Origin of the sequence: Paenibacillus popilliae ATCC 14706, assembly GCF_000315235.1 — a bacterium.
In the GTDB taxonomy this organism is placed as follows: domain Bacteria; phylum Bacillota; class Bacilli; order Paenibacillales; family Paenibacillaceae; genus Paenibacillus_B; species Paenibacillus_B popilliae.
The window spans coordinates 1-7,051 of record NZ_BALG01000282.1; the positions used below are offsets into that span (position 1 = coordinate 1).

The 7,051-nt window shown below is 47.2% G+C and carries 7 protein-coding genes and 1 pseudogene; 3 read left to right on the top strand and 5 right to left on the bottom strand.

Annotated features, from left to right (window positions below):
• A partial coding sequence (locus PPOP_RS16050) for a sialidase family protein (protein WP_006287676.1) occupies positions 1-394 on the bottom strand: 394 nt, incomplete at its 3' end.
• 227 nt (positions 395-621) lie between these two features.
• Between PPOP_RS16050 and PPOP_RS16055 the strand changes: the two genes are divergently transcribed.
• Positions 622-1,704, top strand: a complete 1,083-nt coding sequence (locus tag PPOP_RS16055) for a polysaccharide pyruvyl transferase family protein (RefSeq protein ID WP_042229339.1) — start codon at positions 622-624, stop codon at positions 1,702-1,704.
• A gap of 2 nt (positions 1,705-1,706) precedes the next feature.
• Positions 1,707-2,582: a CgeB family protein gene (locus tag PPOP_RS16060; RefSeq protein WP_234399874.1), complete on the top strand. Its 876-nt coding sequence runs from the start codon at positions 1,707-1,709 to the stop codon at positions 2,580-2,582.
• A 127-nt stretch (positions 2,583-2,709) separates the two neighbouring features.
• Here the strand turns inward: PPOP_RS16060 and PPOP_RS16065 are convergent, their stop codons facing one another.
• The 4 genes from PPOP_RS16065 to PPOP_RS16080 all read right to left on the bottom strand — a co-directional run bounded on the left by PPOP_RS16065 (position 2,710) and on the right by PPOP_RS16080 (position 6,303).
• Positions 2,710-3,420, bottom strand: a complete 711-nt coding sequence (locus PPOP_RS16065) for a 4'-phosphopantetheinyl transferase family protein (RefSeq protein WP_042229340.1) — start codon at positions 3,418-3,420, stop codon at positions 2,710-2,712.
• Between the two features lie 55 nt (positions 3,421-3,475).
• A complete protein-coding gene (gene ahpF, locus PPOP_RS16070) occupies positions 3,476-5,005 on the bottom strand; it encodes an alkyl hydroperoxide reductase subunit F (protein ID WP_006287680.1) in 1,530 nt (509 codons plus the stop codon).
• A gap of 10 nt (positions 5,006-5,015) precedes the next feature.
• Positions 5,016-5,579 carry an alkyl hydroperoxide reductase subunit C gene (gene ahpC, locus PPOP_RS16075; protein WP_006287681.1) on the bottom strand — a complete coding sequence of 188 codons (564 nt, stop codon included), beginning with the start codon at positions 5,577-5,579 and terminating at the stop codon, positions 5,016-5,018.
• A gap of 208 nt (positions 5,580-5,787) precedes the next feature.
• Positions 5,788-6,303 carry an isoprenylcysteine carboxylmethyltransferase family protein gene (locus PPOP_RS16080; protein ID WP_006287682.1) on the bottom strand — a complete coding sequence of 172 codons (516 nt, stop codon included), beginning with the start codon at positions 6,301-6,303 and terminating at the stop codon, positions 5,788-5,790.
• Positions 6,304-6,769: 466 nt separating this feature from the next.
• On the opposite strand from PPOP_RS16080, the pseudogene PPOP_RS24555 reads away from it, so the two are divergent.
• Positions 6,770-7,051: pseudogene (locus PPOP_RS24555) on the top strand (glucuronyl hydrolase); the annotation flags it as partial.

Consider the following 7,051-nt stretch of genomic DNA (forward strand, 5'->3'; position numbering starts at 1 on the left):
TGATATTTCCTTCGCCCATCTTGAATGCCGGCATCCCTTCTGGCGCTGTCTCGCTCCAGGTCTGGCCGTCATCCGTAGAGTACAGCTTCACGCCGTCTTCCAGTTTGACCATCACCTTGCTTTTCATTCCTTCTTCTGAAGCGAATTTATTTTTGATTTTGATATTCCCCTCGCCCATGTTCAATGCTGGCATCGTTGCAGGAGCGTTCTCGCTCCAAGTCTGTCCACCGTCTGTTGAGTAGGTTATAACACCATTTTTATTATTTATAAGCATAGAATCAGTGTTCCCAGCGGCTGCAAAGGTTGTTGTTCCTGTTCCTAGCGTAAGAGCAAGTGCGCCGCACAGGATGGCTGCGCCCGCTTTCTTTTTTGTTGTGTTCATCACGTTAATCATTATGATACCTCCATGTTTGCTTTTTTTGTAGGCAGCTGCCTTACGATTTCTAATTATAAGCACCATACCTTTAACGAACCTTAAATGAAAAAAATATCGCTGAAATACGGCATTCTCATTTCTCATATTCTACTATTTTCAACCGCTGTCCCTATCAAATTGGCGGTGACGACCATATCATTATAGAGTAAAGCAAGCAGCGTTGCACGCATAAAGGTGGTGTAGAAGTGAAGAGAATCTTATATTTGGGTGAGATTGGATACCACAACGCAGGGGACCAAGTCATGTGGGATGTGTTTCGGCATCACTTCAACAAGAACCTCGAAGCGAGCCGCTACCATGTCGTCGGATCATCAGCCCATGACGCCGACCCATTGGCATTCGATGCCGTTGTGCTTGGGGGTGGTTCTTTAATCGCCCCCACCTATCTTGCGAAGCTCGAAGAGGCGTATAAAGGCAGCACACCGTACTATATTTGGGGTTCCGGCGTGGATAAGCTTGTACCTAAAAAAAGTCTAGACGCCATGCTTAACCGTACCCCGCTACCTGCCGAGCTTACCGCCCAAGGTATCCAAAGCGATGTATTCCGGGGCGCCCGCTTCGCGGCAGTTCGAGGTCCTCTCAGTCAAGCATTTCTCCAACTGGCGGGAGTCGCTGCGGAGAACATCGCGGTGAGCGGCGACCCTGCATTGCTCCTTACGCCGGAGGAAGCACAGCCCGTCTCGTACAAGCCGCCCCTGTCGCCTGACAGGCCCTATATTGGAATCAACTGGGGCACAGCGATGAATCAAGTCTTCGGCCATGACGAGGCTTCCGTGGAGGACAAGTTGGTCACAGCGGCCAAGGAATGGATCCGGCAAGGCTATTCCATTCTTATGTTCGTCATGTGGCCTCGCGATATCCCCGCCAGCCGAAAACTGATGCATAAAATAGGAAATGAGAATCGCGTGCGTCTATGTGAAACCGTAAATCCGTACGAATTGATGAGCATGATCGGCCAATGTAAATTTACGGTCGATTTCAAACTACACGCCGCGGTGCTGTCGGCCGTTATGCGGGTCCCTTTTATCGCGCTTGGATACCGGTTCAAGGTGTTCGATTTCGCCGCTTCCATCGATGCGATCCGTTACGTCATCTCGATCGATAGCCCGACCCTCGGCCACGAGCTCATGCATTTATCAAGCCGCATCGAAGCGAACTATGGCGAAACGGTCGCCGCACTTGATAAACAAGTCGTCTACTATCAAAACATGAATAGGTTGGCGGAGCCTTTCTTCCATAGGCTACAAAAGGAGGTTGGAACAAATTGAGTATGCAACCGCAGCGTATTTTGATGTGCTTCGGAAAAACCCCTTACACACCGGGAAGCTATTTGGAAAGGGCCTTTGGCAATATCGGTATTGATGTCGATGTTATCATCGATGCCGCCGATTTCTCCGCACTAGATACCAAAAAGTATGCAGCGGTTCTGTTCGTCGAGAGTCCTACCCGCCCTCGGGTTGCGATTAAGCACCGGGATCAGGTCCACGCGCCCGTTCTCTTCTGGATCCATCACGGAGAAAATCGTCTCGCGGCGAATCTGGAGATGTGCGACCTATATCGTCCCGATATCCTGCTGATGTCACATTCCTTGCACCTTGCATCCCGCTTTCACGTATCGGTCCGATTTTTCCCGTTCGGGGTAGATCCCCATTTGTTTCATTCGGACATCCCTTATGCGATGCGCCGTATCGACGTTTCTTTCGTTGGGACGCGCGGACATGAACTTTATAAAAATCGGAATGAAAGTCTTCGCTGCATTGAAGCGAACCTGCAAGGGAAGGCGCATCTGTCGCTCCGGAAAACGCTATTTTTGGAAGAGCTGAGCAAACATTATGGAAATTCGAAAATCGTCTTCAACCAAACCGCCGATACCATTAAATCCTTTAACATGAGAATCTTCGAAGGGATGGGGTGCGGGGCACTCGTCCTGACAGATCATACTCCCGAACAATCGGAATTGTTCGAGAACGGAGTCCATTATGTGATCTATGATTCGAAGGAAGATATGCTTGAGAAGCTGCGGTATTATCTAAGCCATCCGGACCAAGCCGCCACGATCGCAGCAGAAGGGCAACGACATGTTGTCCGTAATCATACGTACGAACATCGAGCGCGTCAAGTGCTTGACCTTATCAAGTCTTTGTAGAAAGGGCAGACCGAGAACAGGAACATAGGAACAACGCTTGCAGCGCCATTTCTTGCTAAAGTTGAGCAAGCCTGTATACGGCAAAAGCTGCCGCTACAGGCTTATTTATGCATTCCTCGATCTTTACTTAAAGAAAGAAATGGGTATCTGCGTTTAGCTCGGACAAAAACGCAGGGTAGTCCCATCTGATCATGTCAGCAGGAAATGCGGGTTCAACCGCGCAAATGGACAAACAATATGGATCAGCCAAATGATATTGTTTGAAAAAAAAGCGGGACGCTAAATTAGCCGGAGAACGGAGATAGCACTCCCCCTGGTCTGACTTGTGGACGGAAAAGGAATCAAGCGGAATGGACAGGCCCTGTCCGCGCAGCTTGACATAGCTTTCCTTCAGCGTCCATAAGTCATAGAACAGCCTCAGCCTGCCTTCCGGCGGCTCATTCTCCATCCGTTCACATTCTTCTGCCGAGAAAAATCGTCTCGCGACGCTCAAATCGATAGGCTTCATCTGCTCCACATCAATGCCTACCTCTCTGTTATGCACGGCACAGGCGATCCACTCGCCGGAGTGGGAAATATTAAAAAACAAGTGAAGCTCCGAAGCGAGCTCCGGCTTGCCAAAGCTGTTGTAATGGAACCGGATTTGGGAATTGGCAAGCCCTGTTCTCTCCCCAATGATTTTGCGGACGAGCACCTCCGCCAGCAAGCTCCGGTAGGCATCGGCTTGGTGATGGAAACGGTTGATTTTGCCCTGCCGATCCGGAGGGAGCAGCCGGAGCATCTGCTGCAATGTCGCTTGCTCGATAAGATCGGGAACTCTCATCGCGAATATGCCCATATTCCGGCTCTCACTTCCCTTGAAGGGCTCTTGGTTCACTTGTGATCCATATCGATTAATTGCGGATGAGATAATCGAACGCCCCCAAAGCTGCCGTAGCGCCAGATCCCATCGATATAATGATCTGCTTATATGGACTATTCGTGCAATCGCCAGCCGCAAATACGCCTGATACGTTGGTAGCGCCATGGCTGTCTACCACGATTTCACCTGTACGCGTGCGTTCAACCGTGTCCGCTAACCAATCCGTATTCGGAACAAGACCGATCTGCACAAACACGCCTTGCAGTTCAATATGCTTCGTTACTCCTGTATCACGCTCGACATAGGAAATTCCGTTCACCTTATCTGTTCCGGTTATTTCTTGCGTCTGCACGTTCTTCAGTACCGTAACATTAGGCAGACTGTACAGGCGTTCTTGCAGTACGGCATCCGCTTTGAGCTCTGGCGCGAACTCAAGCACCGTTACATATTTCACAATACCTGCAAGATCAAGCGCCGCCTCGACACCCGAGTTGCCGCCGCCAATCACGGCGACATCTTTGCCGGTGAACAAAGGACCGTCACAATGCGGGCAGTAAGCTACCCCTTTGTTCTTGAACTCAGCTTCCCCAGGCACACCGATATTCCGCCAACGAGCGCCTGTCGATACGATGACCGTCTTGCTCTTCAGAACGGCACCGTTTTCGAGCTCAATTTCGATAAGATCCTTTTTCTCTAACCGCTTGGCACGCTGCAGCTTCATGACGTCGATGTTGTACGCTTTCACTTGCTGCTCCATATTCGCTACGAGTTGAGGACCTTCCGTATATGTTACACTGATAAAGTTCTCAATGCCCAAGGTGTCGTTAACCTGACCGCCGAAGCGCTCAGCAACAAGACCTGTGCGAATCCCTTTGCGCGCCGCGTAAATTGCTGCGCTTGCGCCTCCAGGGCCGCCGCCGACAACAAGCACGTCATAAGGTTCCTTCTTGTCAAACTCGGATGCATCTGGAGCACTGCCCAACTTGGCAACAATTTCTTCAACGGTCATACGGCCGCTTTCGAAAAATTCACCATTAAGGTAAACGCTTGGGACCGACATAATGTCTTTGCTTTCTACCTCTTCTTTGAATACAGCACCGTCAATCATCGTATGCGAAATGCCAGGATGGAGGACGCTCATCAAGTTCAGCGCTTGCACCACATCAGGACAATTATGGCAGCTCAGGCTGACATAAGTTTCAAACTTATATTCGCCGCGAATGCTTTTGATCTGGTCAATCACACTTTGCTCCACCTTAGGAGGTCTTCCGCTAACCTGCAGCAGAGCCAATACTAAGGAGGTAAACTCGTGCCCCAAAGGAGTCCCGGCAAAGGTGACGCCCGTATCTTCTCCCGCGCGATTGACACGAAAGCTCGGCGTTCGAGATAATTGCGCTCTCTCCACCGTTATCTTGGAGGACATGCTGACAATTTCATTGACCAGGGCCAGCATGTCTTCCGATGCAGCGTCCGAGCCTGCACTGACTTGGAGCACCACATCGCCTTCCAGGAGCTGGAGATATTGTGTGAGTTGATTTTTAATTTCTTGATCTAGTCTCATCTTCCACACCTTAAATCTTGCCTACGAGATCGAGGCTTGGCTTCAGCGTTTGCCCGCCTTCCTTCCATTTTGCCGGGCATACTTCACCTGGATGGTTGCGGACATATTGCGCCGCCTTAATCTTGTTAACAAGAGCACCTGCATCGCGGCCAATCCCTCCTGCATTAATCTCAGCTGCTTGGATCACCCCGTCCGGATCGATGATGAACGTACCGCGGTCCGCAAGACCTTCGGCTTCAATCAGTACATCGAAGTTGCGGGAGAGCACGTGGGAAGGATCCCCGATCATAATGTACTCTACCTTGCCAATGGCAGAAGAGCTTTCATGCCATGCTTTATGTGTAAAATGCGTGTCTGTCGAAACGGAGTATACTTCAACGCCAAGTTGCTTAAAGGTTTCGTAGTGGTTCTGCAGATCTTCAAGCTCCGTAGGGCACACGAATGTAAAGTCGGCTGGATAAAAGCAAACGATGCTCCATTTCCCTTTGAAATTTTCCTCGGCAACCTCAATAAATTTACCATTGTGAAATGCGGATGCTCTGAATGGCAGTACTTCTGTTCCAATAAGTGACATGGCCATATCTCCTTTAGCTTATATTTGGGTGAAATAAAGTATATTCTGAACATGCATGCCGCATATTCCGAACACATTTTGTAATTATTATTATTAACTAATCAATTAAATTCGTCAAGCTATTTTATAATCATTATAAAAGACTCCCGCTGTTATTTCACACAAATTTCATTATGCTGCTAACTGAACCAGCGTATTCATGCCTTGTTCATCGTTTTATTGCATCCATCACTTCATTTTCCTTAATTATCCTCCTCATTAAAAACAATAGATAAAATGGAGAACCAATACTAAGGGTAATCCATGAATGGCAAAGTATACTTAGGCCAATTAGTTCTGGAATAATATTTAGATAATAATTTGGGTGTTTCACTTTTCGAAATAACCATGTATCAATATAAGTATGATTTTGCGCAATAATCAGTTTAATTGTCCATAAACTACCTAATTGTTTCACAACAATGGTTAACATGAGAAGAGAGAAAATGAGAACTACAATTCCAATGAAAGAAATCCAGTCAAAGGAAGCCTTTCTTATCCAAGCTTCCGTAATAGAGCCTATATAAAATATAATATGTGCTATTGTAAGTAGTTTTGTATTACTAGTGCCATATTCTTTGCCCCCGCTTTGAAGCAACTGTTTTTCGTTCTTTTTTGAAATCCCTAAGAAAAATAACCTGCAAATAAAAACGATCATAAAACATAGTAGAATGAATATATTCATAACTTTCCTCCTCCAAAAATTTCCACCCTATCCAAGCTCAATCTGTTGCCTACCGGCAGCGATGTATTGCATTTTGGGATGATTCCCCAGCAACCGTTACATCGTCAACTAACGATACAGGAATAATTTGAAATTTACTGTCGATATATGTCGTCCTATAAAAATTTTCTTACTGTTGGAGGGGGTGAGGTTGGAATATCAAAGTTTTTGTTACTACACCCAATTTTTCGCTTTTAATACCATGATTTTCATGATAAAATAATTTAAAACCATATGGCGTTGAGCCATCCTATTCCGTTGATCAGGTGATCAGGAGAAACGATTTACCATCCACAAAGTGGACTACACGACCTACGTAACGTACCATGAAATTCCGCGAACGTCCGACATTCGGGTTGTAGACAAGCATACAGGGGAAACCGTATTTGAAGAACACGGCGCTTCTACCAGAACCGTATTATCGTGGTTGGAAAAGCCGGCACAAGGAAACCGTCACAAGCGATTTGTATTTGTCATTCCGTTAGCTTGGGGCGCTGCTGAACTCGCGGCTGCTATCGTATCCGCAGCTACCGTAACTACCGGGATTGCGCTAACGGTAAATGACTATGAAAAAGCTCAAGATTCCGTCTATTACAACACGAAAAAAGAAATTGAAGATGCGGCAAATGCAATTCCAAAGAAATTGAAAAAAGAAGATGATGATTATTCGGTTGATCTGGATAAGTTTGATCAAAAAGTATCAGGTAAT